A 25,132-nucleotide genomic window follows, 5' to 3' on the forward strand; every position below is an offset into this window, starting at 1 on the left:
TCCCCCACCCTTTTTATTCTCTGATGTGCAACTATTTTTAGCTGATCACTTCCAGATTCTATACCAGGTGAAAATCGATGGCTAAGCGTGACTACTATGAGGTTCTCGGTGTGGATAGGGGTGCCGATAAGAAGGAGATAAAGAAGGCCTACCGGAGGCTTGCAAGGAAGTACCACCCCGACGTCAGCGATGATCCTGATGCTGCCGAAAAGTTCAAGGAGATAAGTGAGGCCTACGCGGTCCTCTCTGATGATGAGAAGAGGAGAAGGTACGACCAGTTCGGCCATGCAGGTATGGAGGGCTTCAGTCAGGAGGATATATTCAACAACATAAACTTTGAGGACATATTCAGCGGCCTGGGATTTGATATAGGGAACATCTTCGATATGTTCGGTTTCGGTGGGGGAAGGAGACATGGCCCCCAGAGAGGTGCTGACCTCACCTACACCCTTGAGATAAGCCTTGAGGATGCCTACAGTGGCCTTGAAACAGATATAAGGGTCCCACACACAAAGAAGTGTCCCGTATGTCATGGGAGCAGGGCCGAGCCAGGTACCGGTACAAGGACCTGCTCCACCTGTGGGGGTAGCGGGCAGGTGCGGCAGGTGCGTAACACCCTCCTCGGGCAGATGATGAACATAACGACATGCCCTGACTGTCAGGGGGAGGGAACCCTTGTTGAAAAGCCCTGCAGCAACTGTAACGGTAAGGGAGTTGTCAGGAAAACCAGCACAATCCATGTGAAGGTTCCTCCAGGTGTTGAGACAGGATCCAGACTCAGGATCCCCGGTGAGGGGGAGATGGGTCTTCGTGGAGGGGAACCAGGGGACCTCTACGTGGTCATTAAGGTCAAACCCCACAGCATCTTCAGGAGGGAGGGGGCAAACCTCTACACAGAGAAACCAATAAGTTTCGTGCAGGCCGCCCTGGGTGACACCGTGGAGGTTCCAACCCTTGACAGGCCAGTACAGTTGAAGATACCTGCAGGAACCCAGAGTGGCACAACCTTCCGTGTTAAGGGGCACGGTATGCCCCACCTGAAGTGGAATGGCTACGGAAACCTCTACGTGAAGGTCAAGGTTGTAACACCAAGAAAGCTGAGTCCAAGGCAGAAGGAACTCCTCAGGGAATTTGCAAGTATCAGTGGGGATGAGATCCACGAGGATAAGGGATTCTTTGACAAGGTCAAGGATGCCATAATCCACTAACCTACATCCCCCACCTCATTCTAAAGGTTAAAGATGCAATGATCCACTAAAACCTGTTTTACAATATTTTTAGCTCTTACTGATCACGGTGAACCTCAGACAATGGACCACTTTTTAATACATTAAGAACTAACCGTAATATTTATATTATCTTTTTCCTTAAAGTTACTATAAACTTTGAGGTGAAGCATGAAAAATCCTGCAGGTATTCTAATTTTAAGGAAAATAACAGCAGATTTCAGGGGATGATCAGATGAAAAAGAGTTATTTTCTGATTCTCGGTATTCTTGCTGGTTGTGGGTTACTGTGTGAATGGGCTTCTTACAGATGGTTTCCCCCTCCCATCCAGTGGGTATGATCTTCCTAAACCCTAACATGCGCTGAGGCCACAAATATAAGGAGGGGTGCAGTGCACTTGACCTTTCCACTTCAGGGGAGGATCCATATGCCCTCAACTGTCATAGGGTCTGGGTTGAGGGAACGGTGTATAAAAAGGGTGAATCATATGGCATCAAGCCACAGGAAACCCTCATTGCCCTCAAGATCAACACCACTCCAGAGTACATACTCCTAAGCTACGCAACAACAACCCCAATAAAAATTGGAGACCGAATAAGAGCCTGCGGCGAATACTTCTAGCCTGCAGAGGACACAACCACACCTGAACTCAAAAATAAAGAACTTCCCATGAAAGGTCGTCTACATTGAGAGAATAAGAGTTAAAGGTCCCTAAAAGATGTGAAACTCACCGAACTTCTGCGCACATCAGCTCCAGTAAATGCAGAACAGGTAACGCACTTGCGGGGTATCCTGCCAGGATGAATGTTGATAAGGGCATGCCGGGAGTAACCCACCTTCTGTTTCGGCAGCATTCATCTCGGCGGACTACCTCTGCCTCCTACAGTAATCACAGGCAGTATTTGTCCTTGCATCCCGCGGAATGGCCGTTTCACCGGTCCTCCTGGTGTCAGTCTGCTCCTTTAAGGGTGAAGCTTCATTATCATCCACCAGAAGACGTGTCGTTTCTGCTCCAGGGTCCAGCCTCTCAGCTGATGCCTCACGGCACCGCGGTTCTGTATGATGGGTGGAGTTTCCTCAGCCCAAAAATGGACCGTCAGCTGCCCTCCGGCTTGCCCGATAGATGAACATGAGAATAAAAATTGATAGCGGGGCCTAGATTTGAACTAGGGATCTCGGGGTTATGAGCCCCGCGGGATCACCAGACTACCCCACCCCGCTAAACATTAGATTTGTTATTTTAATATATAAAGGTTGTGGTGAGGTCTGGTTTTAGTCCATCAAACTTTAAAATAATGATGGTTTTGAGGTTGGTTATTCCTCCTCCTTCTCCTCAAGCTTCCTGAGCCTCCTGTCAAGGGACTCAAGCTTTTTGTTGGTGTAACCCCTGTACTCGTTGAAGCGGTGCTCCAGTTCATCTATGTTCCTTGATACCAGTTCAAGTCTCTTCTCAAGGTCAGATATATCGTCCTTGGTGGCCAGTGACCAGTCCTCTATGAGTTCATCGCTCTTCTCATTAAGGAATGCGTCTATCTTGTTTGAGATGACATCGGTGCTTATGGGAACCTCCCTTACCTTGCCCATGATCCTGTCACTGACATCTGAAACCTTCTCTCCAACACCTGCCATGTAACCTTCCCTCCCTTCACCTGGTTTTTCGAATGCGCCGTAAACTCTCGTTACCGGCGCCATATTCCCTGATTCCATCAGGTAGTAGTATATTAGGACAATTATGGCCCCTGCAAGTATCAGGATTGCAAGAAGCTCCACCGGTCCCACATTAAAACCTCCAGATCATTTTTTAAGTTTTGCATTGAGTTCTGCTTCCTTCTTCTCAATATCCTTCAGCATCCTCTCCAGTTTCCTGAACTCTGTTCTTGCCTCAAGGAGTGCAAGCCTCTCACTTATCTCACTCTGAAGATAACCCACCTCATGCATTATCTCAGATGTGTTCTTCCTTATGGCAGCCAGTTTCTCCTGCTTGTCCTTTGGGAGAGGTATGGTTGTCTCCATCAGGCGCTTTGCCTGCAGGTCGTTCTCAACAAGGGATATCTTTTTAAGTTCGATCTGCTTTTCAAGAAGCCGGATGTCGTTCTGGGATTCCCTAACCCTCCTCCACTGTATAGCCACAATGATAACTGTCACAAAAGCCAGGATGGATATTATAAGCCACAGGATGTTCTGAGGTATTGTTGCTGTGCTCGCCATATAGCTCCCCCTTGAAGTATTACTGCTGGAAATAATATATAAAGGTTGTGGTGAGGTCTGGTTTTAGTCCATCAAACTTTAAAATAATGATGGTTTTGAGGTTGGTTATTCCTCCTCCTTCTCCTCAAGCTTCCTGAGCCTCCTGTCAAGGGACTCAAGCTTTTTGTTGGTGTAACCCCTGTACTCGTTGAAGCGGTGCTCCAGTTCATCTATGTTCCTTGATACCAGTTCAAGTCTCTTCTCAAGGTCAGATATATCGTCCTTGGTGGCCAGTGACCAGTCCTCTATGAGTTCATCGCTCTTCTCATTAAGGAATGCGTCTATCTTGTTTGAGATGACATCGGTGCTTATGGGAACCTCCCTTACCTTGCCCATGATCCTGTCACTGACATCTGAAACCTTCTCTCCAACACCTGCCATGTAACCTTCCCTCCCTTCACCTGGTTTTTCGAATGCGCCGTAAACTCTCGTTACCGGCGCCATATTCCCTGATTCCATCAGGTAGTAGTATATTAGGACAATTATGGCCCCTGCAAGTATCAGGATTGCAAGAAGCTCCACCGGTCCCACATTAAAACCTCCAGATCATTTTTTAAGTTTTGCATTGAGTTCTGCTTCCTTCTTCTCAATATCCTTCAGCATCCTCTCCAGTTTCCTGAACTCTGTTCTTGCCTCAAGGAGTGCAAGCCTCTCACTTATCTCACTCTGAAGATAACCCACCTCATGCATTATCTCAGATGTGTTCTTCCTTATGGCAGCCAGTTTCTCCTGCTTGTCCTTTGGGAGAGGTATGGTTGTCTCCATCAGGCGCTTTGCCTGCAGGTCGTTCTCAACAAGGGATATCTTTTTAAGTTCGATCTGCTTTTCAAGAAGCCGGATGTCGTTCTGGGATTCCCTAACCCTCCTCCACTGTATAGCCACAATGATAACTGTCACAAAAGCCAGGATGGATATTATAAGCCACAGGATGTTCTGAGGTATTGTTGCTGTGCTCGCCATATAGCTCCCCCTTGAAGTATTACTGCTGGAAATAATATATAACTCCTTATTTAAATAAGTATCAGAACTCAGTTAAGTGGTAACGATGATCGAATCATACTTGAAGGCAGGTAAAATTGTATCAAAGGTTCGAAAAGAGGCTTCAGAGATCATAAGGGATGGTTTACCAGTAATAGAACTCGTGAATTACGTTGAGGATGGTATCAGAAGCAGGGGCGGTGAACCGGCATTCCCCTGCAATGTCTCCATCAATGAGGTCACCGCACACTACACCTCCCCTCCAGGTGACGAAAGCACAATATCAGAGGGCGACCTTGTTAAGCTTGACCTAGGGGCCCATGTGGATGGGTTCATAGCCGACACAGCCATCACAGTCCCCGTGGGTGATGTGGATGATACTTGCTACAGGATGATGGATGCTGCAAGGGAGGCCCTTGAGAATGCCATCTCCACCATAAGGGCCGGTGTGGAGGTTGGTGAGGTTGGCCGTGTTATCCAGGAGACGATAGAGTCCCATGATATGAAGCCAGTGTCAAACCTTACAGGTCACAGCATGGACAGGTGGATACTCCACTCAGGGCTTTCAATACCAAACATAAGTGAAAACAATCCCCATGAACTCGAGGAGGGGGATGTGCTTGCAATTGAGCCCTTCGCAACCGATGGTGTGGGGCTTGTTACAGACATGCCCCAGACCCACATATTCAGGTTCCTCCGTGAAAGACCCCTCCGGCTTGTCCATGCAAGGAGGGTCCTCGGTAAGATAAGGGAGGAGTACCATTCCCTTCCATTTGCAGAGAGATGGCTTGAGGAGTACTTTGAACCAAAAAGGCTCAGCGCCTCCATGAGGCTCCTTATACAGTCAAGGGCCATCTACCCCTACCATGTGCTTCGGGAAAAGAGCGGTGCCACCGTGGCACAGTGGGAGCATACGGTCATCGTTGAGGGTGATGGGTGCACCGTGATAACAGAATAGAAATATAATAGGTTGATGGGATTAGAATGGTGCTGGTACCCATCTCCTTCCTCAGAATAAAAGAAAAACAGTTGATGGGATTAGAATGGTGTTGGTAATCCCATCTCCTTCCTTGCGGCGATGTTCTTCTCTGCTTTTTCCTTTTTCTGTGCGGCAAGTTTTTCAAGCAGTCCCAGACCAGGTTTAACTTCCTCTATTGGTTTTGTCTCAAATAGGCCTGCTTCAACTGCCTGCTTGAATATTGAGTCCCCTGCGTCTGTCCTTGTTATGACGGTTGACCATCCATCGGGTGAACCCACTGAACCGGTTGAGACGTCTGCAAGTTCAGCCACGTAGTCCTTACAGATCTTGCATCCTGCCTGCTCGTATCCATGGGTCTCCTTGAGTGTGAGGGTGAGGACATCATCCTGGGTGTATACCCAGAACTTCCCTTTACCTATATCCATCTTCTCAACGAGTTCCATGCTTACTCCGAGTTTCTCGCAGATGAAGGTCTGGAGTGATGTGTATGGGAAGTTTTCCATGCAGTATATACCCACAAGCAGCTTTATCTTATCTGCAAGGAACCTGACACCGAATGGGTAGGTCTGCATTTTCCTTATACCCATTGTCTGGCAGGGTATGGCAACTGTACCGAGTTTCTCTATACCGTACTGTCTGACGGCCTTCTTGAGCATCATCACGTTGGGTGAGAATGTGTACTTGGTACCGGCTGCTGTCTTGAGTTCATCTGAGCTCATGGCAACCATTGGCTGTGGTTTCCAGAACTCCTCACCTGGACCTGCAACAACTGCACCCTCAATGATACCCTCATCAAGGGCGTAAGCTAGAAGACCTGTGACTATTCCCCCGTCCTGGGCTAGTTTCTGAATCTCACTGTCAGTTGATCTGGCGGAAACAATTTCCTTGTAAGTACCTAAAACCATTTTTCCAGCCTCCTATAGCCCTAACTCCTTTTTGATCTGTTCTTCTGGCCACCAGCTTCTTGGGCACTGCACGTAGCAGATTCCACATTTCACGCAGCGGTCACTGTTCAGTTCCGGCCTTCCGTTGGTCATATCAAGGGCCCTTGTCTGGCAGGCCATTGCACATGTTCCGCATCCAATGCAGAGACCCTGGTTCACGACCTTTGTCTGAAGATCGCATCCGCATGCTTCGGTGTAACCTGCAAGGTCCAGCATTGGCTGCAGGTAATCCATATCATTGTTGAGAAGTGCAACAACGGTCTTTGCTATTATTTCAGGTGATGGTGGGCATCCTGGCAGTGCAAGGTCCACATCTATGAGGTCTGCTATCGGTACAAAGGACTCATGTGATGGCTGTGCCTGCTGGCCACCCCTTGAGTACCTTGTGAAGCAGCCTGTTGCTGCGCATGAACCGAATGCACAGACCAGTTTAGCCTTTTCCCTGAGTTCTTTGAGTTCGTGCAGGCTGTGTTCGTCCTGCAGACAGACGGAACCCTCCACAAGGGCCAGGTCCATCTCTGGCATCTCCCAGAGATCCACCAGGGTCTGTCCATATACTATGTCCACCATATTGGTGAGCAGTTCTGCGAGAATGTCGTAATTTTCAGTTAACGACATGGCGTCTCCGGTACATCCACTCAGGTGAATGTAACCTATTCTTGGTTTTGCATTTTCTTCAGCCACTTTTTCAACCTCCTCTTTTGAAGCTCCAACAGGTTCCGATTTTTCCTTTTCGGGTTCTTCCCTCTTAGCTTCAGCCTCCAATCCTAAAAATCTTTTGATTCGGGCGATTAAACTCATTTAGAAACCCCAATCTCCTCTAAGATCATCTGAATGGCCCTGGGAATAGCCTTCTTTACAGGGGGTGTGAGGCCCATTTCCACATTGGGAGCTGATATCTCCTCGGGTTTACACCCAATTACCACAACGTCAATTTTTTCACTGAGTTCATGGAGGGGCTGGCTCACTGGCCATGTGTGCATATTCTCATAGGATCCCTTTGGAATCTCAGTTACCTCGAATTTTCTGAGGGTTCCAGGTTCTGCATTGAATTCAACAACGTCCACAACTATCATCTTCTTCCACTGTTCATGTGGCAGTGAGAAGACAAAGTGTGGACCGCCAGTTCCAGCGTCTATGAACATTACATTTTCTGGTTTTTCCTTATCCTTGAAATATTCTTCAAGGGCCTTGATAACCTCTGGGCCGAATCCATCGTCCTTGAAAAGGATGTTTCCACAGCCCACCACTAGAATCTCAGCGTCGTATGGCATGTTATTCCCTAGATTCTGACCATTTCGTTTTTAATCACTGATTTGTCCTCATCATCAACAACCATCACGTGTGTTGCGCATGAGAGACATGGGTCGTATGCACGTATAACGTGTGGTCCGTATTCATGGTGGAATCCTTCGGTTGCTGGACCCATTGTTGGGATGTTCCAGGTTGTTGGGACAAGTGCGCTGTAGAACTGGATCTTGCCGTTCTCAACCTTGGCCATGTGCACGTCAAGTCCCCTTGGACCTTCTATTGCACCTATACCCAGTTTACCTGTACCTCTCTCATCGAATTCTGCCCTTACAGGTGCTGATGTGTCGAGTTCATCCAGTATTTCTATTGCCCTTGAGAGTGCGGTTTTCATCTCAAGTGCCCTTGCAACGTGCTGTGCCACAACACCTCTTTCCTTGAAGCCCTGGAATTCAACCATCCTTGCCCTTGGGCCGACCTCCACGTTTCTTCCATCGTAGAGTGGTATTGTTGAGCAGGCCCTTTTGGCTATTTCAGGGTCATCGTACCAGCTTTCTGGCATTACCTCGGTGAACCTGTCAAGGTCGAATTTTGTCCTGTCACCGTATATCTGGTGGCTTGCGAGTGTGGGCTGGTTGTGGACACCGAGACCTTCTGGAAGGCCCTTGTCCTCGATGAGGCCAATCATGAGTTCAACGTGTTCATCAACCTTTGGTTTGAGCTGTTTGAGCCTTGCGTAGAGCCTTTTTCTTGCAAGTTCTGTTATGTTGTCGGCCATTCCACCTATCCTCACGTCTGATGGGTGGATACCCTCACCTGCCACCATGTCAACTACGTACTGTGCATTTTTCCTTATCTCAGAGACTGAGTTTATGGCATCGGCCATCAGGTTTTCAGGCACGAAGTCAGGTGCTATGAGGAAGTGGTGGATTGCATGGCTGTTTACGTGGTGTGCGGCCAGTGTCAGTTCCCTGAGGAGTCTTCCGGCCTTTGGAACCTCAATGTCAAGGGAGTCGTCTATTGCCTCAACGGAAGCCAGTGTGTGGGGTATGGGACACACTCCGCATATCCTCTGGACAATGACTGGAGCTGTTTCAGGTGCTTTACCTGTCACTATTTTCTCAAGGCCCCTGACAGGAGTAATACTGAAGTATCGCCCCTTTGTCACGATTCCTTCATCATCGACTTCCATGACAAGTTCTGCATGTCCTTCTTGTCGTGATGTCGGCGATATAACAATCCTTTCGCTCAAATGTATCACCTCTTGTTTTTAAAGTTCAAAAAACCTTCAATATTATAACTATTTTTAAATGTTATAAGTTTTTCAATTATAAAAAAAGTGAAAACTATTTATATTATGTTGTAAGTGAATTATTATTAGTAGAAAATCTACTTTATAATATTAATTTTTTATTCAGTAATACTGAATATTTATTTATATATGTACCCACATAGTCCATATGTGTTGTCAAACACGCGAGAAGGTGAGTTGATGATAAACTCAAAGATCCTAGCATCAGTGGCAATAGTCCTGATAATTGGAGCTGTTGCAGCAGGTTATCAGGTGAGTCAGAATTCCGAAACACTGTGGAAGTTCACCAACCCCCAGGGCGGTCAGAGCCAGGGGCCACAGCAGGGTGAGTCAAGCGTCCACAGTGAATCCCCCTCAACCACATCATCTCAGGGTGGCAGTGGTTCAGGTTCAGGTGGGGCTTCAGATATGAATGTGAAGATCTCATCTTCAGAGGCAAAGAGCATCGCGCAGAAGTACATAAAACAGGAGGGTGCCACTGCAGGGACCCCAAGGCTTGTTACGTTAAACGGTAAAAGGGTTTACATTGTGCCCGTGGAGATTAACGGCCAGGCCGTTGGGGAGATCTACATTGACCCCATCACAGGCGAAAACCTTGGAGGGGCTGGTGGTGCGCCATGATGATCAAAACAGAAACCGAATGCTGTACAATTTATGCGGAGGATGTTGAGGATGCCGTTGTCCTTGAGGGCTCCCCTGGTGTGGGGCTCATAGGCAACATCCTGGGGTGGCTCCTTGTTGAGGACCTCAAAATGAAGGAGATAGGGTACATTGACTCCAAGTACTTCCCTCCACTTGCGGTTCTCTACAAGGGGGTCGCAATACATCCCTTCAGGATATATGAGGGGGATGGGATAGTGCTCTTCCTATCGGATTTCATCCTTCCACCTGCGGTGGTCTATGACATGACAAATGCAATTGTGGACTGGATGACCCGCAACAGCAGCAGGGAACTCATAACCTTCAACAGCATGGTTGTCCGTGAAAAGTCACAGCCGGTTGCAGGTGCAGGTAACAGCCAGGAGGTCATCCAGAGACTCGCAGATCTCGGAATACCCATAGTCCCCTTCGGTAACCTCAACGGTATTTCAGGAACACTGCTTACAAGGTGCGCTGTTAAGGATATACCGGCCTCATGCCTCTTTGCAGAGATACTAAACCCCTACCCAGATCCCAGGGCCGCTGCAAGTGTTGTTGAGGTTCTAAATGAGATGCTGGGTACAAATGTTAACCCCGAGCCACTCCTACAGGAGGCCCAGGCCATCGAGTCACGCCTCAAGAAGCTCGCGGAGACCGTTCAGGGGGAGGCAGAAACACCCATATACATGTAAAAGTTTATATATGAAGAGATCCAATATCTTTTTACTCTTTTGGTAGGGCCCGTAGCCTAGCCAGGATAGGGCGTCGGACTTCTAATCCGAAGGTCCCGGGTTCAAATCCCGGCGGGTCCGCTAAAAACAGGTGAGTACAGAGGGGCCCGTAGCCTAGCCAGGATAGGGCATCAGACTCCTAATCTGAAGGTCCCGGGTTCAAATCCCGGCGGGTCCGTTCACATTTTCCATTCTGATTTTAAGGGTTGACTTATAAAGTTAGTTTAAGTAAAAGAGTCATTTTTTTGTTGATTATAAATCTACCTGAAGTATGCGTCAAGTGTCTCGGCAGGGAACCTTATCTCACCGTATTTACCCCCACCCCCGGGTATAACGGTGAGTGAACCCTCCCGAAAGGCCTCAACTGCCACCGCAACACCGGCATCGATCCTTCCAATATCCTCAACTGGGGCGCTGAGAAGGACATCGATCTCTGTCCCAAACTCCCCCACAAGACCCTCCCAGATGCCCTGCACGAACTTTGTTGTGACACCCTTACCATACTTCATCCCTATTATCTCTGCAAGGGGCATGATATGGACATACGGCGGCCTGTGCGGGGGATGGTGTGGCTCATCCCAGGTTGAAAGTTCATAGATCCTGTAGTCAACACCCTTCTTGATCCTGCCTCCGCAGGGGCATTTCATCTTCATCTGAAGTGCCTCCTCGGGGCTGTAAATCCTGTAGCACCTTGTACAGGCGGTCATATGGTACTTTCCAAGGCGGGGGTCCAGGCCATAGTTTGCCCTGATCCTGCACTTCCTGATTGACCTTTTGAGGGATGTGAAGGATACGTCATCCATTTCAAGCTGGTTGAACTCCCTCCCAAGCCTGTGGGGCCACGGTGAGTGGGCATCTGAATTTGTTAGGAAAGGTATGTCTGCAAGTTCAGATATCTTATCTGCCATTTCAGTGTCCGCAGAGAGTCCCAGTTCAAGGAAATCCGGTCGCTTCCCGTAGCAGTCCATGTAGCTGTCATATGATTTGTACATGCTGGTCCAGGGGGTGAAGGCATGTGCCGGGCCCGCGATACCATCGTATTCATGTACCATTTCAAGTATCTGGGCCCCGTTCATCCGCACCCTGGGCCTTCCATCTGAGCTGCTGGTTGAGGGCATCCTCTCCCCCATTTCCTCTGCAGCCTCCAGGGATGGGAGTATTATGAGGTGGTGAATCCTCCTTGAGTCCTCCACCTCCGCGGTTATTATGAAGCTGCACTCATCCCGCACATACACACCATCCCCTGCGTATTCAGTGGATTCCTCAATGATTTTCCTCCAGCCAGGGTGGAATGCGTCCCCTGTTCCCACGATATGGAGGCCCTTGAGTTTTGCCTGGGGCGCTATTGCCTCAATGACCATGTTGCGGGATGTTGCCCTTGAAAAACAGCTGTGTATATGTAGATCAGCATTTAAAATCATTTAATCAGCCAGAAAAAATAATTGAGAATCATCCTATGTAACGGAGGTCCTCCTCGCCGGGTTTGAGATTCATCCTGTCAATCATCTCCTGCTCCATCTGCTGGGCCCTGGAGATCATCTTCCGTGTCTCCTCTGCACGCTCCTCGAGTTTCTCAAGGTCAACATGGAGCTTTGTCATCTCAAGGAGCACCTCAAGAAGCGCCCTTGCAGCCTCCGCATCTATGAAGTAGCCTGGTGTTTCACCCATGAGGCAAACTCCACGCATACCCCTCATCCTTCCCATTCCAAGGAGTAGTCCCGATGCACCTATTATACCTCCATCTGCAGAGCGAAGGATAACATCATGCTCTTTAAGGCTCTCAGCAAGTTCCATGTCCGTGGCTGCACCATAAACCCTTGCCTTTTCAACAGGCTGGCCTGTTGCAAGTCCCCCGAGGGTGTATATCCTCTCAACCCCGTAGCCCTCAACAAAGTCTAGTATCATGCCGCAGATCTCATACTGGCCCTCAGGTGAAAGGCCCTGGGTGTTCCCAACAAGTATTATATAATCCCTTTTATCCTCACCAGCCTCCCTGAGGTAGTAGAACTCGTTCTTCATGGGTTCAACTATGCCATTCTCATCTACCAGAACCTGTGGTGGGAATGATGGAGAGTAGAGTTCAGCGAATCTGACCGCCTGGAGTTCATCTATTATATGGTCAGCGGCGAGTTTCCCGACATGCCCTATCCCTGGAAGCGCCTCAATGAAAACCGGGCTGGAAAGTTCAACATCCTCCAGAATATTTATGGTTGTTTCCCTCATTTTATTCACCACTACTTCTCAAGTAAAACCTCTCTTTTGAGTCTTCTCCGGTATTCGCCATACCTGTCCTCAGGGGAAAATTTTGGGGGATAAACAACCCCTGTTGATCCGCCGCAGTGGGGGCATACATCCCTAAGGGTGTACTCCATGCATGAACGGCATCTTCTCATCTTCATGTCAGTTCACGGAGGAATTCTCCCTCTCCACCCTCTTTTTCCACTATATCTATGCACCTCTGGGCCGCTTCCTTGAGCTGTTTCTCGGCCTTGAGGTAATCTGTTGATTTCACTATCAGCCTGTACCTGGGGGCCCCGACGGCCTGGACGGTTATGCCCTCATCCTGGGCGGATTTAAGAGCCTTCCTGATTATTTCAACACCGTTGGGTGCATAGGACTTTATATCAACATATCCTGTGATCTGAACCTCAGGGGGTGTTATGTTACGTTTGGCCACCTCTGTTATGGCAGCGGCCCAGTCCTCTGGGACGCCCTCCTCCAGAAGTGCCTTTTCACCCTCCTCTGCAGCGGTTTCAAATGCGCCGTAGAGGTCGCCGAATATGTCCATGAGTTCGTATCCGACCTCCTCGTAGGCCGTGTCAAGGTCCTTTCCCAGGTCCTTTGCTGCCAGTTCAAGGAACTTTTCAGCCTTCTGCTCTATCTTCCAGGCCTGGATCTTCTTTGTACGCTGGTCCTCCCTTATCCTTTTCATGGAAACATCCACGTGCCCCTTCCTTGGGTTCACACGGAGGACCCTGGCGACTATCTTCTGGTTCTCCCTTACGAAGTCCCTTATATTCTTAACCCATCCAGAGGATACCTCGGATATGTGAATGAAAGCCTCCTTCCCTGGATATTCCTCCAGGGTTGCGAAGGCGCCGTAGTTGAGGACCTTGTGAACGGTCCCAACCACCAGTTCACCCTCTTCAGGCCATTCATTTTTTCTTCTTACCATGAAAAACACCTAGATTAATCCAGGACCTCTAGAATCTGGGCTTTGATCTTTGATTTTCCTCCTGTTGGCTCAACAAGTGTTTTACCGCAGATTATGCACTGGACGTATGATGCTGCCCTGTCAAAGACCACCTGCTGGTTACCGCAGTCCATACATTTAACCCGGAGAAAATTACCTTTCGTATTGTAGAACATCACACATATCACCCCTAGGCTACAAATTCAACTCTTCCAGCCCTGAAGGACCTTTTCTTGATGTGTGATTTTCCACATTCCTTGCATTTGAGCCTGAGGTCAAGCTTCTTGACGGGTTTGTTACCTGAGGGGAGTGGACGTGGGTAACCCCTGTAACCGGCTGTTACACGTCTGAACTGCCTCTGACCCCATTTGAGTTCACTTGCCTTTCTTCTCTTTGATTCAAGTACCTCGTGAACTGTGTGTTTTCTACAGTTTGGACAGTAAGTTCTTCTTTCCTTGGGAATCTTCATATCTAATCACCTCTTAAGTGAAAAAGTAAGCCTTTAAAATAACTGGAACTTTTTTTATACTGGGTTAGTATATCTCAAATCTCTATTTATACCTTTGTATGGAACCTTTCAGACAGACAGAAATGTGCCAGGAGAATGGTATTTATGAGTACCTTATCCTCCTGCCCTTCCTTGCATTTATAAACACATCTGCATTGAGCGATGGGAGTGTAACAATGTCCTGTGGTCGAAATGGGCCGTAAATTTTTTCATCGACCCCCATTATCCTTGCTGGCACCTCCTCAAATATCAGCACCGTCTCAATGCCTCCCCTATCATCCAGTGCATTGGCCCTGGTTTCAGGTTCCCGTGGTCTGGAATTTTTTTCCTTCCGCTTCTGGATAACTTCAGGTTCTGCACGGGGTTCCTTCTCTTTATCAAGTTCTATCGAAGGAATTATTTTCTCCCTGAATTCCCTCAGGGTCTCTATAAGTGAAAAGTAGAGTTCCTCCTCCTCGGGGGTCATGTTGAGGGGGGTTGTATCCTGGAGGTCAAACTGGGGTTTCCCGTTGAACAGGTGGTATGACCTCTGGACGTTCATCACTGCACTGTCTGTTATCTTGTGCTCCCTTCTCTCACATATCTCGGTGGCTATTCTCTGGGTGTCCCTTATAAGGTAGTGTTCCTTTGCAAAGGGGTCATTTCCAACCGCCTCGAGGAGATCCTCCAGGTAGCTGTGGACCCTCTCATAGAAGTCATCACCAACCCTTGCAAGACCGCTTTCAGTTCTTTCCTTTTTCTGAATCCTCCTCAGTTTCTGAAAGAATTCGTCCAACCCCATTCCTCACCAGCAGTTATTCCTCTGCCTCGATTCTTGGAGCAAGGAGGAAACTCAGCTCTCCCTCATTGCTGGCCATCTTCAGTGTTAGTTTAAGGGGCATGTCATCTCCAAGGTTGATGATTGCTGTCTCACTGAACTTATCGGCCTTGAGCATCTCCTTTATCTTGTCAAGTGAGTAAACACTCCTTGCAGGTTTACTTATCTTTTCACCATGGAGATATTCTATCTCGGCGTCTCCGAATTCTCCCTCAGCAGATGCCATGAAGCGATCCTCATCAACACGGAATGTTATCTTATCTGAGAATATGTCTATATCTGCTATTGAGTCCTTGAGGAGCTGGAATGGCACCTCAAATTCGTTCTCATACTGGATTTCAGGAGGACTTGGGGTTTCGTATTCAATGTCAATCAGCCTTATCTTGAAGGTCCTTACTGCCTCTCCCTCAAACTGGACTATAAGGTTCCCCTCATCGGTTGAGAGTATAACCCTGTCGTTTGACTTGGCCCTCTTGAGGACCTTCATGAGTTCCTCTGTATCCACGTTTATCTTCTCTGGTTCATCGCAGACATATTCATCGAAGAGTTCAGATTTCAGTTCAAGGTGCACGTATGTGATGTGGGACCTGTCAAGGGCGTCGAGACGCAGGCCTTCGGCACTGATCTGTATCTGAACCTCATCAACGATGGATGATATGGCATCGAAGCTCGTCCTTAAAATGTTAGGATCATTCAATTCTGCCTTGAACATTTTCGTCCTCCTTATCCTATATAGCTAGATATTGGGGTCATTCTTTATATATTATTCTTCCTCTTTTTCCTCTTCCCCTGTTTCAGCACTCTTAACCTGTTTATAGAGCCTTTCAAGGGGGGTCCTGCCTACGATGCTCTGTACCATCGAGGCGCCAAGCAGCAGGAGACCAGTGAGTATGAGGAATGCTGCAATGACTGTGTTCTCACCTGAGACAACGTTATCCACAACCCTCTCTGAGGATCCGATAATTGCGATTATTCCTGCGATTATAAGGACCGCTCCAAGGGCCATGGCTGAGTACCTGACTATGTCATCCCTGTACTTTATTATCAGTGTCACCGGGAATCCATGATCAGATTCATCATTCTGGATTTCTTCCCTTATCCTTGATATGAAACCCTTGAGGGAACTGGGTTCCTCTGGTTTTTCCTTGTTTTCAGCTCCGGAATCTTTGGTTCCGGTTTTTTCGGTGTTCATCGTGAACCGTCCTCAATCTTCAGAATCTAAAGCAGAGCACTTCATGCCTCAATCGTATTCCCTCCAGGTGTACTTGCAGCGGGTGCACCTGAAAAACCTTGTTTCAGATTCATCAGCCCTTCTTGTCTGCTGCAACCACCAGAAGGCCTCCATGTTACCGCATTTTGGGCATTCCACCCTTGTTGTTGGTAGTGTGCTCACATCATCTCCTGTGAATATGACGTTGTCCTTTGATTCAACTTCCTCTGAAAAGTTGTATTTGTCCTTGAGTTTATCTGTGATATCCTTTTCATAGCCACACTGACAGCTGAATTTTCCCTTCGCAGGAAACATTACAGCTCCGCACCTGGGACAGAACTCCATTTTCTTCCTCCTGATAAGAGAAACTAAATTTTTTGATTTTTAAAATTTTTCTGCAATGACACTTATAATTTTTTTGATTTAATTTACTCCATTCTGGTTTCTAATGGATTTTATGAAGTCATCAAGTATCCGTGAATGGTCAAATGCAAGGTTATCATAGGGTATATCATCAATATGAAACACCCTGGCTTCGGCAGCATCGGATCCTCCAACAGGTCTTCCTGAAGCAGCTGCTGTGAAGCAGATGCTCACGGTGTGCCCCCTGGGATCCCTTGAGGGGTCCGAGTATACGCCAAGAAGGCCCTCCAGTTCCACCTCAAGTCCGGTCTCCTCGAAGGCCTCCCTCCTTGCAGCTTCTTCCACTGTTTCCCCGTATTCAACGAATCCCCCTGGAATGGCCCATGAGCCCTCATATGGGGGTTTTCCCCTCCTTACAAGTACCAGGGTGTCCTCTGACAACCTTATTATCACATCCACTGTGAGTAGTGGTGTCCTCATATCAATACCTCATGCGCTGCCCCTTGACTCGCCCAGTTTAACCCCTGATGCAATGAGATGTGCCGCCCGGAGGGGCTCGGGAATGGAACTTCTGGTCGTTGAGAGCCTCACAATCTCAGCTGCATCCTCCGGGTCTATACCGGCAGTCTGTATGTAGACCGCCTCGGCGGATTCTACCCGGTGAATCTCCCCGGCGTCCTCTATCCTCTGCCACCTCTTCTCCCAGTCAGGGAATCTGTGCTTCAGGGCTCTCCTTATCCTCTCAAGGTCTGGGTATTTGCGTACAACCACTATGACAGGGAGTCCGGTTCTTGAGGATATCTCATTTATATCCGCCACGTTGAAGCCGCCGAAGGTGAGGCCGTCCAGCATTATAACCCTCAGCTGATTGAGGTGCCTTGAGCCATTCACCATTTCAACTATCTTCTCTGTGGCATCATCTCCATCCACCCTTATCTTCGTTGTGAGGACCCCGTCAAGCCAGTGCCCTCCCCTGAAGACCGTGCCCACGAGGAGCACGTCCTCGTCACTTCTGGGTGTGAATGGGGCGTCATCTATCCCGAGAATCCTTATCTCGGATTTTATCTGCCTGAAATTACGGTTCTCCATAAAAATAGTTAGGCTGACTCTATGAGTGACCTGAACTCATCGCATCTCTCAATTAGAGTCCCGGCTGCCCTAATGAGTGATTTCTTGGGGCTCCTTGCCCTTATGTAAAGCTGTGGTTCCCCCACTATGGGGTGGTCGATGGAGTAGGCCGCAGCCTTAACGGTTTCATCCTCCATCAGTATGCTCCTCAGTACATTGCAGAGGGTGTGTGTTTCGCCCTCGAATACTATCTCCATTTCATATCTCTTGTTAAGAATGATTTCCATTTTTCATTACCCCTTAACCTTCATAATTCGCTGATAGTTTCCTTTTTTCCCTGTTTTCACAGTTGGGACACCTCACCTCGTCCCTACCGTTCATCTCCATGAAGTGCCTGCACCTCGTGCACATGGCCTTTATGACACCCAGGTCACGGGATGAGGTCTGGAGGTCTATACCATCAAGGCCCATAACCTTCGTAACCCTTGCCTCCACTATATCCCCTATCCTGAAGGCCTCTGTAAGTTTAGAGAGGTAGCCCTTCTTTGCCTGTGAAACATGAACGCCCCCAACAAAGTAGGTTGCAAGGGCCCTCCTGTTACCCCTGATGCTGTGTATCCTCACAAGGGCCCTCTGGCCCCTCACATCTATTACCTCTCCAATAACCCTTGAGCCTGTCCTGAGGACGGGTGGTGTGCTGAACTTTGAGATTACCTTTATGCTCTTATTCCTATCATCCCTTGCCACCTCTCCAACAACAAGGGACTTTATTTCTCCATCGTCGTCGTAGGTCCCCTCTGAGGGAAGTACCTCTTCACTTACAGCTAAAAAGTCTCCGGGAAAAACGATGTCCCCAGATTTAACTTTCATCCATTCACCTCTTGAAGGTAAAAACAATACCTCATAGTTACAGTGGGTTATGATTACTTTCTGATTATATATATGCTTTTTGTATGATAAGTTGAGCGTTACTCACAGTGTATGGCTGTAAGATTGTTAACATGGTTTCTGCAGTGTCCAGTTAAACCGCCAGTGAAGATCTTCAGGAAAATATTATCTCATCGAGGACGTAATCCTCCCATTCCCTTTCACCAAGGGCTATCTCAAGTTCCGATGGGTTAAGGAGTGGCCTATCATAAATCTGTGAGTCGTCAATGGCAATCCTCGGGCAAGCTGTAACCACGAACGCCTCGATCTCCCTGAATGGCAGCAGTGCCTCTGGTGATACGTTTTCAAGTAGGAATATGAATGCATCCCTTCCAGCAGACTCCAGCTTCCTTTTTATCTCAAGGGCCAGTTTGAATCTCCTCTGCCCCTCCTTTGATGAAACTATTATCCCCCACCTCCCGGCGGAGGAGGCCCTGTTTATCCTTGCGAATCTGATCCTGAGGACCCTATCTGCGAATTCATCCACTCTCCTTACTTCACCATGGTAGGGGTCAGCCACCACAACATCACTTCCTGTTAAAAGTTTTATGCCCAGCGGATGGAAGTTTCCGCTTCCAATGAAGAGGTATGCGTCTGCATCGGTATTCCTGATGGCTGAAAAGTTACACCCGAGTACCTGGCCCTCGGCGGTGTTTACCCCTGAGCCCTTAACAACCTCAAAGCCCCTCTCCTCAAGGAAGGACGCTGCCTCATCAAGGAAGTGGAGGTGCTGTGCGGTTGTTGCAAGGCCCACCCTTTCGTGGCCATCCAGGAGACGGGCAGCATCCTCCAGGACCCCCCTTACATCAACCCCTGAACGGGCCTCGATGAATATGACGGGCACCTCATAGTGAATGGAAAATGGTGTGTGCCCGTAGTGGATTATTAGATCAACCATACCCTTCATCTTCCTGTCTGAAACATCACATGCACCAAAGCATGGGTCTGCAGATATAACAGCTGTCGCATCCGTTTCTGATTCTATAGTCTCTGCAAGTTCAACAGCCCTTGTTTTAAGTCCCTCAGGAAATTGGAGTCCAACAACATCTGCTTTGAGGCGCTTTATTTCCCTGATAACCCTTTCTGTTTCAAGATCATAGAGTGACATTTAATCATTCAGCCCCCATCAGGGATGTCCTCAACGGTGACCCGCCCGTCCACAACATCCACCTTCACAAGGCTCCTTACAGTGAACCCTGTCCTCTCCTTCACCACCCTTGAGCCCTCACCCTTATCTATGACGGTTACAACGTCCACAACATCCACTTCCATCTCCCTGAGGGCCTCGAGGACAGCCAGCAGTGTTCCGCCGGTACTCACTACGTCATCTATTACCATTACACGGTCTTCCCCATCAACACCGTTTATGTAAAGTTCTCCCTCACTGTAACCTGTCATCTGATGGACCGCAACCTCCCCGGGGAGGCCGTACCTCCTTTTTCTTACAACAACAAATGGAATGCGGGTTTTGAGTGATAGCACCGTGGCATGGTGTATACCCATGGCCTCAATGCACACTATCTTATCCACACTGGCAGGATCAGGGTTGAATCTTCTCACTATTTCATCAGCAATTTCCTCAAGGAGTTCAGGCTCTGTGAGTGGTATCCCATCAGTTACAGGGTTAACAAAGTAGTCATACTCCCCCTTCTTTATTACAGGGGAATTTCTGAGGCTTTCCTTTAGTTTATCAAGCATTTTTCAATCACCCGTTATTGTCTGTGAACAGTGATCATGACCTGACTGTTTCAGTGTATCCACATCGGCACAGGATACCCTTTATAAAGGATCTTAATATATAAGTTAGCCCCAACAATAGTTAATGATTACTGATCACTGCAGGTGAAACTATGCTTGGAAATCTGGGCAGGAGTCTCAGTAAAACAATGAAAAAACTGGCAGGGATGACCATAGTTGATGAGGAGGTCGTGAAGGAGGTCATTAAGGATATACAGAGGGCCCTGATCCAGTCTGACGTTAACATAAAACTTGTATTCAATCTTTCAAAATCAATAGAGGAGCGGGCTCTTAACGAGGAGCCCCCAAAGGGGATAACACCCAAGGAGCACATCATAAGCATAGTCTACGAGGAAATGGTTAAGCTCCTTGGTGAAAGGTCCCATGAATTAAAGATAGAGGAAAAACCCTACAGGATACTCTTCCTGGGGCTCCAGGGGAGCGGTAAAACAACAACCATCGGTAAACTTGCAAGGTACCTGCGTAAGAAGGGTTTCACCGTGGGTGTGGTCTGTACAGACACCTGGAGACCCGCGGCCTTTGAACAGCTGAAGCAGTACACAGAGGGCCAGGATATCAGTGTCTACGGGGACCCTGAAAACAAAAACGCCCTTGACCTTGCAGAGAAGGGACTTGAAAGGTTTCAGAAAAAGGATGTTATCATATTCGACACCGCAGGAAGGCACAAGGAGGAGAAAGACCTCCTCAGGGAGATGGAGGAACTCTCGGCCATCATTAAACCCCATGAGGCCATACTCGTAATCGATGGGACAATCGGCCAGCAGGCGAGGGAACAGGCCCTGGCATTCAGGGAGGCCACAGATATCGGGTCAATAATCGTTACAAAGCTTGATGGGTCAGCAAAGGGTGGAGGTGCCCTCTCAGCTGTTGCAGAGATTGGTGCCCCCATCAGGTTCATAGGTACCGGGGAGCGAATAGATGACCTGGAGGTCTTCGACCCTGAAAGGTTCATATCAAGGCTTCTTGGAATGGGGGACCTCAAAAGCCTCCTTGAAAAGGTTGAGGAGGTCTCAGAGGAGGAAATTGCTGAGGAATCCCTTGACGCCATACTATCCGGGAAGTTCACACTGAAGGATATGAGGGTCCAGTTTGAGATGATGGGCAAGATGGGGCCCCTGCAGCAGGTCATGAATATGCTCCCGGGTGTCGGGAAACTCCCCAAGGACGCCACAAAGATGACCGAGGAGACCATAAGGAAGTACCTTATCATAATGGACTCCATGACAGATGAGGAACTGGAAAAACCCGACATAATCAAGCAATCCCGGATCCGGAGAATATCAAGGGGGTCAGGTACCCGGAACGAGGACGTCAAGGAACTTTTAAAGTACTACAGGGTCACCAGGAAGGCCATGAAGGGACTTGGCAGGAGAAAAATGGGTGGCCCCATGGGCCAGCTCATAAGGCAGTTCATGAGGTAGATCTGATTTAGACCAGGAGAATGAAAATGGACGTTCAGGAAAGACTTGATGTCATCTTGGATATCACAGACTCAAAAATATGTCCCCACTGCCTTGGAAGACGTTTTTCTGATGTCATGGAGGGGCCTGGAAACCGCCTTAGGGGTGAAAGGCTTGTTGAAAAATTTTCACTCCATCTGGAAGGCCCCTGCCTGGTATGTGGCGATGTGTTTGAGAGGCTCGATGAGGCTGCCCTGAGTGTCAGGGAGAAGGTGGATGACCTCAACCTGGAGTACTCATCGGTACTTGTGGGTACAAGGCTCCCTGATGATGTGCTCAGAATTGATGAAGAGATAAACAGGCGCCTTGGAATCAAGGTGGAGGGTATCAAAAGGGAGGTGAACCGTGAACTCGGAAAAAGGGTCACTTCAATCCTCTGCTGCGCTGCGGACTTTGAATCACCTGACCTTGTAATAACTGTTGATCTGAGGGGGCAAATAAGGGTCCATGTTCAGATAAACCCCATCTTCATTGAGGGACGATACCGTAAACTTGTCCGTGGTATACCACAGACAAAATGGCCCTGCAGGAGCTGCCGCGGGAGGGGGTGCAGCAGGTGCGATTATACAGGTAAAATGTACCCCACATCTGTGGAGGAACTCATATCAGAACCGGTACTCGAGGCGACAGGGGGAAGTGACAGTAAGTTCCATGGCTCCGGCAGGGAGGATGTGGATGTGCGGATGCTTGGAACCGGAAGACCCTTCGTGCTGGAGATAAAGGAGCCGGCAATCCGCACACCAGATCTAAGGGCACTGGAGGATGAGATAAACAGAAGAGCCAGGGGCATGGTTGAGGTGGCTGATCTAAGGTTCTCCTCAAGGAACAGAAAGGTGGAACTGAAGGAGTTATCAAGGAAAAAATACAAGGTCTACCGTGCCATTGTTGAACTCAAAGGTGCCGTGTCTGATGAGAACCTGGTAAAGCTTGAGAAACTTGACCTGATAAGGCAGCGGACCCCTCTGAGGGTTTCACACAGAAGGGCCGACAGGATCAGAAAACGCAGGGTCCTTGACATATCCTGGAAACGCCTTGACGATCAACTGGAACTCATAATAAAGGCTGAGGGTGGACTGTACATAAAGGAACTGATCTCAGGGGACTCGGGCCGTACAGAACCCAGCGTGAGCAGCATCCTGGGTGTACCTGCAAGGTGCGCCAGCCTTGATGTCCTTGAGGTCGGAGAGGCCACATGATGATCCATATGACCCAGGAGACAAGCCTGATGATGATCTCCCCCTTAACCTGAGAGACCCCCTGCCCTGAGGAAAAATATATATCTATGGAAATGTTAAATACAGAACTTATAAGTTTAGATGTCTGATTCTTGTAAGGTTTTAATGACTGTTACAAGCCATCACAGGCTTTTTATGGAGGTTAAAAAATGAGAAGATCAAGAGGTTTCAGAAGTAAAACAAGACACAAGCTTCAGAAGGTTAAAAGACCTGGAAGATCAAACCCGATAACAAGGAAGATCCAGAGCTTCAGTGAGGGTGACCTTGTACACATAATAATAGATCCAAGCATCCACCGGGGCCAGCCCCACCCCCGCTTCCATGGTAAAACAGGCCGTGTTGCAGGGATGATGGGAAGATCATATGTCGTGTCCATAAGGGATGGTAACAAGGAGAAACAGCTTGTGGTGAGGCCAGAGCACCTTCAGATGCAAGAGTGATTCCCATGATAGGGAAAAAGGTTCTGGAAAGTGAACCTGTTTCAATGGCAGAGGTTAAGAAGATACTTGAAAAATTTGGGGAAGAACATGAGCTCACCTACGAGCAGAACCTTGTCCTTGACCATGTAACCCGCTTTTCAAGGCTTGACCCTGAAACCAGCAGGAGCCTCATTGAGGAACTGATGGGTATCCCCAACATAAAGAGGAGGCATGCTGTCAAGATCGCAGATATCATGCCTGTGGACCTATCTGACCTCCGTTTAATCTTTGCCAAGGAAAGGGTCCCCATAAAGGCAGAGGACCTGCCAGGCATACTCGAGGTAATAGATAAATACCGGGTCGAATAAAAATAATATCTGACCTGAAAAATTAGAGTATGTGATTTCATGGAAGAGTACGCTATCATACTGGATTACCTTCCACTTGGTTACGTGAGTGAAGGTTTCGGTACATTCAAGAAGAGGCCTGTTGCCCAGGCTCTGGGAAAGGACGAGTTCACCCTCCTTGAGTTAACACCCAGGCCAGATGTTGACCTTGAGATTCATGAGGAGGTCTACATAGGTAAGGGTAAGAGGGATAAGATAGCCAAGATCAACAGGAGACTCCGGCACAATGAACTCACGGCCACAGCCAGGGTTGAACTGCCCTACGTCATTGAGGAAATAATAAAGTCCAACGAGGACAGGTTCGTGCGTTTCTTCAATGAGGCGGGCCCCATAAGCACCAGGCTTCATCAGCTTGAACTTCTTCCAGGAATCGGTAAAAAGCATATGTGGGATATCCTGAAGGCCCGTGAGGAAAAGCCCTTTGAGAGTTTTGAGGACATAAAGAACAGGGTCCCCATGCTATCAGACCCTGTTAAACTCATCGTCAGGAGGGTCCTCATGGAACTGGACGTTGAGGGCGCCAAGCGGGGAAAAAGGAAGTACACAATATTCACAAGACCTCCCCAGAAGAAGAGGGACTGATTTTAACCCAATAACCAATTTATTTTATGACGGGACTCTACAGAGAGACAAGGGACGTTCTGAGGAAGTACGGTGTCAGGCTCAGAAGGAGTCTGGGGCAGAATTACCTTGTTGATGACGGCAAGAGGCAGCGCATACTGGGATATGCCGATCTGGGGCCCGATGATCATGTCCTGGAGATAGGGGCCGGCATAGGTACACTGACACTCCCCATGGCGGAACTTGCAGGTCATGTCACCGCAATTGAGAGCGACCCATTCATTGCAGAGATCCTTGCCGATAGAATAAAAGGGGACAATGTGGATATCATTGTCGGCGACGCCCTTAAGGTTGATTTTCCCGACTTCAACAAGGTGGTATCCAACCTGCCCTACCAGATATCGTCCCCTGTAACCTTCAGGCTTCTGAGGCATGAATTTGAGCTGGGAGTCCTCATGTACCAGAAGGAGTTTGCTGCAAGGATGGTTGCAGAACCGGGTGCACGGGATTACTCAAGGCTCTCTGTAATGCTGCACTTCCTTGCAGAGGTCCAGATAGTTGATTACCTAAAACCGGGCTGCTTCTTCCCTAGGCCCCGTGTTGACTCTGCAGTTGTGACTTTAAGGCCCACGGGGTTCAGGCTACCGGCACTTTTTGAGGATGTGTGCCGTGCCCTCTTTCAGCACAGAAAGAAAAAACCTCCAAGTCACTCAGGGAGTCTTTCCACGAGATAAAGGCCGACCTGGACTTCAATGATGTCATGGATGTTCTTCCATCTGAGATACTTGAGAAGAGGGTCTTTCAGCTGAAGCCAGAGGAGATACTTGAAATAGCAGAACGCATGGGGGAACTCTCAGCGTCCTCATGATCACCAGGGCCCCCTCTGAAGTGCAGTCCACTAT

At 48.4% G+C, this 25,132-nt stretch carries 36 protein-coding genes, 3 tRNA genes and 1 other RNA gene; 13 read left to right on the plus strand and 27 right to left on the minus strand.

Annotation, left to right across the window (positions count from 1 at the left end; translation table 11 throughout):
• Positions 1-77: 77 nt before the first annotated feature.
• A complete protein-coding gene (gene dnaJ, locus OXN82_RS07350) occupies positions 78-1,208 on the plus strand; it encodes a molecular chaperone DnaJ (protein WP_321211212.1) in 1,131 nt (376 codons plus the stop codon).
• A gap of 122 nt (positions 1,209-1,330) precedes the next feature.
• Here dnaJ and OXN82_RS07355 read toward each other — a convergent pair whose 3' ends face one another.
• Complete coding sequence (locus OXN82_RS07355) at positions 1,331-1,663, minus strand: hypothetical protein (RefSeq protein WP_321211213.1); 333 nt, start codon at positions 1,661-1,663, stop codon at positions 1,331-1,333.
• Between the two features lie 28 nt (positions 1,664-1,691).
• On the opposite strand from OXN82_RS07355, the gene OXN82_RS07360 reads away from it, so the two are divergent.
• Positions 1,692-1,847 carry a hypothetical protein gene (locus tag OXN82_RS07360; RefSeq protein ID WP_321211214.1) on the plus strand — a complete coding sequence of 52 codons (156 nt, stop codon included), beginning with the start codon at positions 1,692-1,694 and terminating at the stop codon, positions 1,845-1,847.
• Between the two features lie 195 nt (positions 1,848-2,042).
• Here the strand turns inward: OXN82_RS07360 and rnpB are convergent.
• From rnpB to OXN82_RS07390, 6 genes are all read right to left on the minus strand, one after another.
• Positions 2,043-2,342: RNase P RNA component (rnpB, locus tag OXN82_RS07365), an RNA gene on the minus strand.
• A gap of 30 nt (positions 2,343-2,372) precedes the next feature.
• A tRNA-Met gene (locus OXN82_RS07370) sits at positions 2,373-2,447 on the minus strand.
• Positions 2,448-2,540: 93 nt separating this feature from the next.
• The gene (locus OXN82_RS07375) at positions 2,541-3,005 is read right to left on the minus strand and encodes a hypothetical protein (RefSeq protein WP_321211215.1); all 465 of its coding nucleotides are present in this window, start codon (positions 3,003-3,005) and stop codon (positions 2,541-2,543) included.
• 15 nt (positions 3,006-3,020) lie between these two features.
• The gene (locus tag OXN82_RS07380; RefSeq protein ID WP_321211216.1) at positions 3,021-3,434 is read right to left on the minus strand and encodes a hypothetical protein; all 414 of its coding nucleotides are present in this window, start codon (positions 3,432-3,434) and stop codon (positions 3,021-3,023) included.
• Positions 3,435-3,539: 105 nt separating this feature from the next.
• Positions 3,540-4,004, minus strand: a complete 465-nt coding sequence (locus tag OXN82_RS07385) for a hypothetical protein (RefSeq protein ID WP_321211215.1) — start codon at positions 4,002-4,004, stop codon at positions 3,540-3,542.
• Positions 4,005-4,019: 15 nt separating this feature from the next.
• Complete coding sequence (locus OXN82_RS07390) at positions 4,020-4,433, minus strand: hypothetical protein (RefSeq protein WP_321211216.1); 414 nt, start codon at positions 4,431-4,433, stop codon at positions 4,020-4,022.
• 85 nt (positions 4,434-4,518) lie between these two features.
• Here OXN82_RS07390 and map point away from each other — a divergent pair, with 85 nt between their 5' ends.
• Positions 4,519-5,409, plus strand: coding sequence for a type II methionyl aminopeptidase (gene map, locus OXN82_RS07395; RefSeq protein ID WP_321211217.1), 891 nt, complete (start codon positions 4,519-4,521; stop codon positions 5,407-5,409).
• A gap of 80 nt (positions 5,410-5,489) precedes the next feature.
• Here map and frhB read toward each other — a convergent pair whose 3' ends face one another.
• Genes frhB through frhA form a run of 4 tightly spaced genes read right to left on the minus strand, consistent with a single transcriptional unit; the run spans position 5,490 to position 8,874 of the window.
• Positions 5,490-6,335: a coenzyme F420 hydrogenase subunit beta gene (gene frhB / locus OXN82_RS07400; RefSeq protein ID WP_321211218.1), complete on the minus strand. Its 846-nt coding sequence runs from the start codon at positions 6,333-6,335 to the stop codon at positions 5,490-5,492.
• A 12-nt stretch (positions 6,336-6,347) separates the two neighbouring features.
• Positions 6,348-7,175 (minus strand): coenzyme F420 hydrogenase subunit gamma, encoded by an 828-nt coding sequence (gene frhG / locus OXN82_RS07405; protein WP_237779205.1) that lies wholly within the window; start codon positions 7,173-7,175, stop codon positions 6,348-6,350.
• A complete protein-coding gene (gene frhD / locus OXN82_RS07410) occupies positions 7,172-7,648 on the minus strand; it encodes a coenzyme F420-reducing hydrogenase, FrhD protein (protein ID WP_147671377.1) in 477 nt (158 codons plus the stop codon). The genes frhG and frhD overlap by 4 nt, the downstream gene beginning before the upstream one ends.
• 8 nt (positions 7,649-7,656) lie before the next feature.
• A complete protein-coding gene (gene frhA / locus OXN82_RS07415) occupies positions 7,657-8,874 on the minus strand; it encodes a coenzyme F420 hydrogenase subunit alpha (RefSeq protein ID WP_321211219.1) in 1,218 nt (405 codons plus the stop codon).
• A gap of 240 nt (positions 8,875-9,114) precedes the next feature.
• Between frhA and OXN82_RS07420 the strand changes: the two genes are divergently transcribed.
• The 4 genes from OXN82_RS07420 (at position 9,115) to OXN82_RS07435 (ending at position 10,482) form a co-directional block, all read left to right on the plus strand.
• Complete coding sequence (locus OXN82_RS07420) at positions 9,115-9,555, plus strand: PepSY domain-containing protein (protein WP_300477699.1); 441 nt, start codon at positions 9,115-9,117, stop codon at positions 9,553-9,555.
• Positions 9,552-10,265, plus strand: a complete 714-nt coding sequence (locus tag OXN82_RS07425) for a proteasome assembly chaperone family protein (RefSeq protein ID WP_321211220.1) — start codon at positions 9,552-9,554, stop codon at positions 10,263-10,265. Before OXN82_RS07420 ends, OXN82_RS07425 begins: the two co-directional genes overlap by 4 nt.
• Positions 10,266-10,310: 45 nt before the next feature.
• Positions 10,311-10,385 (plus strand) — tRNA-Arg (locus OXN82_RS07430).
• A 22-nt stretch (positions 10,386-10,407) separates the two neighbouring features.
• Positions 10,408-10,482, plus strand: a tRNA-Arg gene (locus OXN82_RS07435).
• A gap of 82 nt (positions 10,483-10,564) precedes the next feature.
• Here OXN82_RS07435 and OXN82_RS07440 read toward each other — a convergent pair.
• The 16 genes from OXN82_RS07440 to hpt all read right to left on the minus strand — a co-directional run bounded on the left by OXN82_RS07440 (position 10,565) and on the right by hpt (position 20,088).
• Positions 10,565-11,725 (minus strand): TIGR00375 family protein, encoded by a 1,161-nt coding sequence (locus OXN82_RS07440; RefSeq protein WP_321211221.1) that lies wholly within the window; start codon positions 11,723-11,725, stop codon positions 10,565-10,567.
• A 28-nt stretch (positions 11,726-11,753) separates the two neighbouring features.
• A complete protein-coding gene (locus OXN82_RS07445) occupies positions 11,754-12,527 on the minus strand; it encodes a proteasome assembly chaperone family protein (RefSeq protein WP_321211222.1) in 774 nt (257 codons plus the stop codon).
• An 11-nt stretch (positions 12,528-12,538) separates the two neighbouring features.
• Positions 12,539-12,703 (minus strand): RNA-protein complex protein Nop10, encoded by a 165-nt coding sequence (locus OXN82_RS07450; RefSeq protein WP_321211223.1) that lies wholly within the window; start codon positions 12,701-12,703, stop codon positions 12,539-12,541.
• The gene (locus OXN82_RS07455; RefSeq protein ID WP_300477693.1) at positions 12,700-13,479 is read right to left on the minus strand and encodes a translation initiation factor IF-2 subunit alpha; all 780 of its coding nucleotides are present in this window, start codon (positions 13,477-13,479) and stop codon (positions 12,700-12,702) included. Before OXN82_RS07455 ends, OXN82_RS07450 begins: the two co-directional genes overlap by 4 nt.
• A gap of 14 nt (positions 13,480-13,493) precedes the next feature.
• Positions 13,494-13,673 carry a 30S ribosomal protein S27e gene (locus tag OXN82_RS07460; protein WP_013296474.1) on the minus strand — a complete coding sequence of 60 codons (180 nt, stop codon included), beginning with the start codon at positions 13,671-13,673 and terminating at the stop codon, positions 13,494-13,496.
• Between the two features lie 14 nt (positions 13,674-13,687).
• Positions 13,688-13,966 carry a 50S ribosomal protein L44e gene (locus OXN82_RS07465; protein WP_013296475.1) on the minus strand — a complete coding sequence of 93 codons (279 nt, stop codon included), beginning with the start codon at positions 13,964-13,966 and terminating at the stop codon, positions 13,688-13,690.
• 142 nt (positions 13,967-14,108) lie between these two features.
• Entirely contained in the window at positions 14,109-14,780 is a 672-nt protein-coding gene (locus tag OXN82_RS07470) for a hypothetical protein (RefSeq protein WP_321211224.1), read from the minus strand.
• 19 nt (positions 14,781-14,799) lie between these two features.
• Positions 14,800-15,534, minus strand: coding sequence for a proliferating cell nuclear antigen (pcna) (pcn, locus tag OXN82_RS07475; RefSeq protein WP_321211225.1), 735 nt, complete (start codon positions 15,532-15,534; stop codon positions 14,800-14,802).
• Positions 15,535-15,585: 51 nt separating this feature from the next.
• Positions 15,586-16,014 carry a hypothetical protein gene (locus OXN82_RS07480; RefSeq protein ID WP_321211226.1) on the minus strand — a complete coding sequence of 143 codons (429 nt, stop codon included), beginning with the start codon at positions 16,012-16,014 and terminating at the stop codon, positions 15,586-15,588.
• 48 nt (positions 16,015-16,062) lie between these two features.
• A complete protein-coding gene (locus OXN82_RS07485) occupies positions 16,063-16,377 on the minus strand; it encodes a transcription factor S (protein ID WP_147671368.1) in 315 nt (104 codons plus the stop codon).
• 78 nt (positions 16,378-16,455) lie between these two features.
• A complete protein-coding gene (locus OXN82_RS07490; RefSeq protein WP_321211227.1) occupies positions 16,456-16,875 on the minus strand; it encodes an NUDIX hydrolase in 420 nt (139 codons plus the stop codon).
• A gap of 9 nt (positions 16,876-16,884) precedes the next feature.
• On the minus strand, positions 16,885-17,484 hold the full coding sequence (locus OXN82_RS07495) for a DUF99 family protein (protein ID WP_321211228.1): 600 nt from the start codon (positions 17,482-17,484) through the stop codon (positions 16,885-16,887).
• An 8-nt stretch (positions 17,485-17,492) separates the two neighbouring features.
• Positions 17,493-17,750, minus strand: a complete 258-nt coding sequence (locus OXN82_RS07500; RefSeq protein WP_321211229.1) for a DNA-directed RNA polymerase subunit L — start codon at positions 17,748-17,750, stop codon at positions 17,493-17,495.
• 13 nt (positions 17,751-17,763) lie between these two features.
• Complete coding sequence (locus tag OXN82_RS07505) at positions 17,764-18,333, minus strand: exosome complex RNA-binding protein Csl4 (RefSeq protein ID WP_321211230.1); 570 nt, start codon at positions 18,331-18,333, stop codon at positions 17,764-17,766.
• A gap of 172 nt (positions 18,334-18,505) precedes the next feature.
• Positions 18,506-19,498 carry a diphthamide biosynthesis enzyme Dph2 gene (dph2, locus tag OXN82_RS07510; protein ID WP_321211231.1) on the minus strand — a complete coding sequence of 331 codons (993 nt, stop codon included), beginning with the start codon at positions 19,496-19,498 and terminating at the stop codon, positions 18,506-18,508.
• Positions 19,499-19,506: 8 nt separating this feature from the next.
• A complete protein-coding gene (hpt, locus tag OXN82_RS07515; protein ID WP_321211232.1) occupies positions 19,507-20,088 on the minus strand; it encodes a hypoxanthine/guanine phosphoribosyltransferase in 582 nt (193 codons plus the stop codon).
• Positions 20,089-20,240: 152 nt separating this feature from the next.
• Here hpt and OXN82_RS07520 point away from each other — a divergent pair, with 152 nt between their 5' ends.
• The 6 genes from OXN82_RS07520 to rsmA all read left to right on the plus strand — a co-directional run bounded on the left by OXN82_RS07520 (position 20,241) and on the right by rsmA (position 24,964).
• Complete coding sequence (locus OXN82_RS07520) at positions 20,241-21,569, plus strand: signal recognition particle protein Srp54 (RefSeq protein ID WP_321211233.1); 1,329 nt, start codon at positions 20,241-20,243, stop codon at positions 21,567-21,569.
• A 26-nt stretch (positions 21,570-21,595) separates the two neighbouring features.
• Entirely contained in the window at positions 21,596-22,804 is a 1,209-nt protein-coding gene (locus OXN82_RS07525; RefSeq protein ID WP_321211234.1) for a tRNA pseudouridine(54/55) synthase Pus10, read from the plus strand.
• A 188-nt stretch (positions 22,805-22,992) separates the two neighbouring features.
• Positions 22,993-23,283: a 50S ribosomal protein L21e gene (locus OXN82_RS07530; protein WP_013296488.1), complete on the plus strand. Its 291-nt coding sequence runs from the start codon at positions 22,993-22,995 to the stop codon at positions 23,281-23,283.
• Positions 23,284-23,288: 5 nt separating this feature from the next.
• On the plus strand, positions 23,289-23,630 hold the full coding sequence (locus OXN82_RS07535; RefSeq protein WP_321211235.1) for a DNA-directed RNA polymerase subunit F: 342 nt from the start codon (positions 23,289-23,291) through the stop codon (positions 23,628-23,630).
• 39 nt (positions 23,631-23,669) lie between these two features.
• Positions 23,670-24,251, plus strand: a complete 582-nt coding sequence (locus tag OXN82_RS07540) for a DUF655 domain-containing protein (RefSeq protein ID WP_321211236.1) — start codon at positions 23,670-23,672, stop codon at positions 24,249-24,251.
• 26 nt (positions 24,252-24,277) lie between these two features.
• Positions 24,278-24,964, plus strand: coding sequence for a 16S rRNA (adenine(1518)-N(6)/adenine(1519)-N(6))-dimethyltransferase RsmA (gene rsmA / locus OXN82_RS07545; protein ID WP_321211237.1), 687 nt, complete (start codon positions 24,278-24,280; stop codon positions 24,962-24,964).
• The last annotated feature ends 168 nt before the right edge of the window (positions 24,965-25,132 follow it).

This window comes from Methanothermobacter sp. DP (assembly GCF_026692625.1).
In the GTDB taxonomy this organism is placed as follows: Archaea; Methanobacteriota; Methanobacteria; order Methanobacteriales; family Methanothermobacteraceae; genus Methanothermobacter; species Methanothermobacter marburgensis.

Bases quoted from the DNA above. Each gene is read 5' to 3' on its own strand.
- dnaJ (WP_321211212.1), top strand. From the start codon at position 78: ATGGCTAAGCGTGACTACTATGAGGTTCTCGGTGTGGATAGGGGTGCC.
- OXN82_RS07380 (WP_321211216.1), bottom strand. From the start codon at position 3,434: ATGGCGAGCACAGCAACAATACCTCAGAACATCCTGTGGCTTATAATA.
- OXN82_RS07390 (WP_321211216.1), bottom strand. From the start codon at position 4,433: ATGGCGAGCACAGCAACAATACCTCAGAACATCCTGTGGCTTATAATA.
- map (WP_321211217.1), top strand. From the start codon at position 4,519: ATGATCGAATCATACTTGAAGGCAGGTAAAATTGTATCAAAGGTTCGA.
- frhB (WP_321211218.1), bottom strand. From the start codon at position 6,335: ATGGTTTTAGGTACTTACAAGGAAATTGTTTCCGCCAGATCAACTGAC.
- frhG (WP_237779205.1), bottom strand. From the start codon at position 7,175: ATGAGTTTAATCGCCCGAATCAAAAGATTTTTAGGATTGGAGGCTGAA.
- frhD (WP_147671377.1), bottom strand. From the start codon at position 7,648: ATGCCATACGACGCTGAGATTCTAGTGGTGGGCTGTGGAAACATCCTT.
- OXN82_RS07420 (WP_300477699.1), top strand. From the start codon at position 9,115: ATGATAAACTCAAAGATCCTAGCATCAGTGGCAATAGTCCTGATAATT.
- OXN82_RS07425 (WP_321211220.1), top strand. From the start codon at position 9,552: ATGATGATCAAAACAGAAACCGAATGCTGTACAATTTATGCGGAGGAT.
- OXN82_RS07440 (WP_321211221.1), bottom strand. From the start codon at position 11,725: ATGATTTTAAATGCTGATCTACATATACACAGCTGTTTTTCAAGGGCA.
- OXN82_RS07445 (WP_321211222.1), bottom strand. From the start codon at position 12,527: ATGAGGGAAACAACCATAAATATTCTGGAGGATGTTGAACTTTCCAGC.
- OXN82_RS07450 (WP_321211223.1), bottom strand. From the start codon at position 12,703: ATGAAGATGAGAAGATGCCGTTCATGCATGGAGTACACCCTTAGGGAT.
- OXN82_RS07455 (WP_300477693.1), bottom strand. From the start codon at position 13,479: ATGGTAAGAAGAAAAAATGAATGGCCTGAAGAGGGTGAACTGGTGGTT.
- OXN82_RS07460 (WP_013296474.1), bottom strand. From the start codon at position 13,673: ATGTTCTACAATACGAAAGGTAATTTTCTCCGGGTTAAATGTATGGAC.
- OXN82_RS07465 (WP_013296475.1), bottom strand. From the start codon at position 13,966: ATGAAGATTCCCAAGGAAAGAAGAACTTACTGTCCAAACTGTAGAAAA.
- pcn (WP_321211225.1), bottom strand. From the start codon at position 15,534: ATGTTCAAGGCAGAATTGAATGATCCTAACATTTTAAGGACGAGCTTC.
- OXN82_RS07480 (WP_321211226.1), bottom strand. From the start codon at position 16,014: ATGAACACCGAAAAAACCGGAACCAAAGATTCCGGAGCTGAAAACAAG.
- OXN82_RS07485 (WP_147671368.1), bottom strand. From the start codon at position 16,377: ATGGAGTTCTGTCCCAGGTGCGGAGCTGTAATGTTTCCTGCGAAGGGA.
- OXN82_RS07490 (WP_321211227.1), bottom strand. From the start codon at position 16,875: ATGAGGACACCACTACTCACAGTGGATGTGATAATAAGGTTGTCAGAG.
- OXN82_RS07495 (WP_321211228.1), bottom strand. From the start codon at position 17,484: ATGGAGAACCGTAATTTCAGGCAGATAAAATCCGAGATAAGGATTCTC.
- OXN82_RS07500 (WP_321211229.1), bottom strand. From the start codon at position 17,750: ATGGAAATCATTCTTAACAAGAGATATGAAATGGAGATAGTATTCGAG.
- OXN82_RS07505 (WP_321211230.1), bottom strand. From the start codon at position 18,333: ATGAAAGTTAAATCTGGGGACATCGTTTTTCCCGGAGACTTTTTAGCT.
- dph2 (WP_321211231.1), bottom strand. From the start codon at position 19,498: ATGTCACTCTATGATCTTGAAACAGAAAGGGTTATCAGGGAAATAAAG.
- hpt (WP_321211232.1), bottom strand. From the start codon at position 20,088: ATGCTTGATAAACTAAAGGAAAGCCTCAGAAATTCCCCTGTAATAAAG.
- OXN82_RS07520 (WP_321211233.1), top strand. From the start codon at position 20,241: ATGCTTGGAAATCTGGGCAGGAGTCTCAGTAAAACAATGAAAAAACTG.
- OXN82_RS07525 (WP_321211234.1), top strand. From the start codon at position 21,596: ATGGACGTTCAGGAAAGACTTGATGTCATCTTGGATATCACAGACTCA.
- OXN82_RS07530 (WP_013296488.1), top strand. From the start codon at position 22,993: ATGAGAAGATCAAGAGGTTTCAGAAGTAAAACAAGACACAAGCTTCAG.
- OXN82_RS07535 (WP_321211235.1), top strand. From the start codon at position 23,289: ATGATAGGGAAAAAGGTTCTGGAAAGTGAACCTGTTTCAATGGCAGAG.
- OXN82_RS07540 (WP_321211236.1), top strand. From the start codon at position 23,670: ATGGAAGAGTACGCTATCATACTGGATTACCTTCCACTTGGTTACGTG.
- rsmA (WP_321211237.1), top strand. From the start codon at position 24,278: ATGACGGGACTCTACAGAGAGACAAGGGACGTTCTGAGGAAGTACGGT.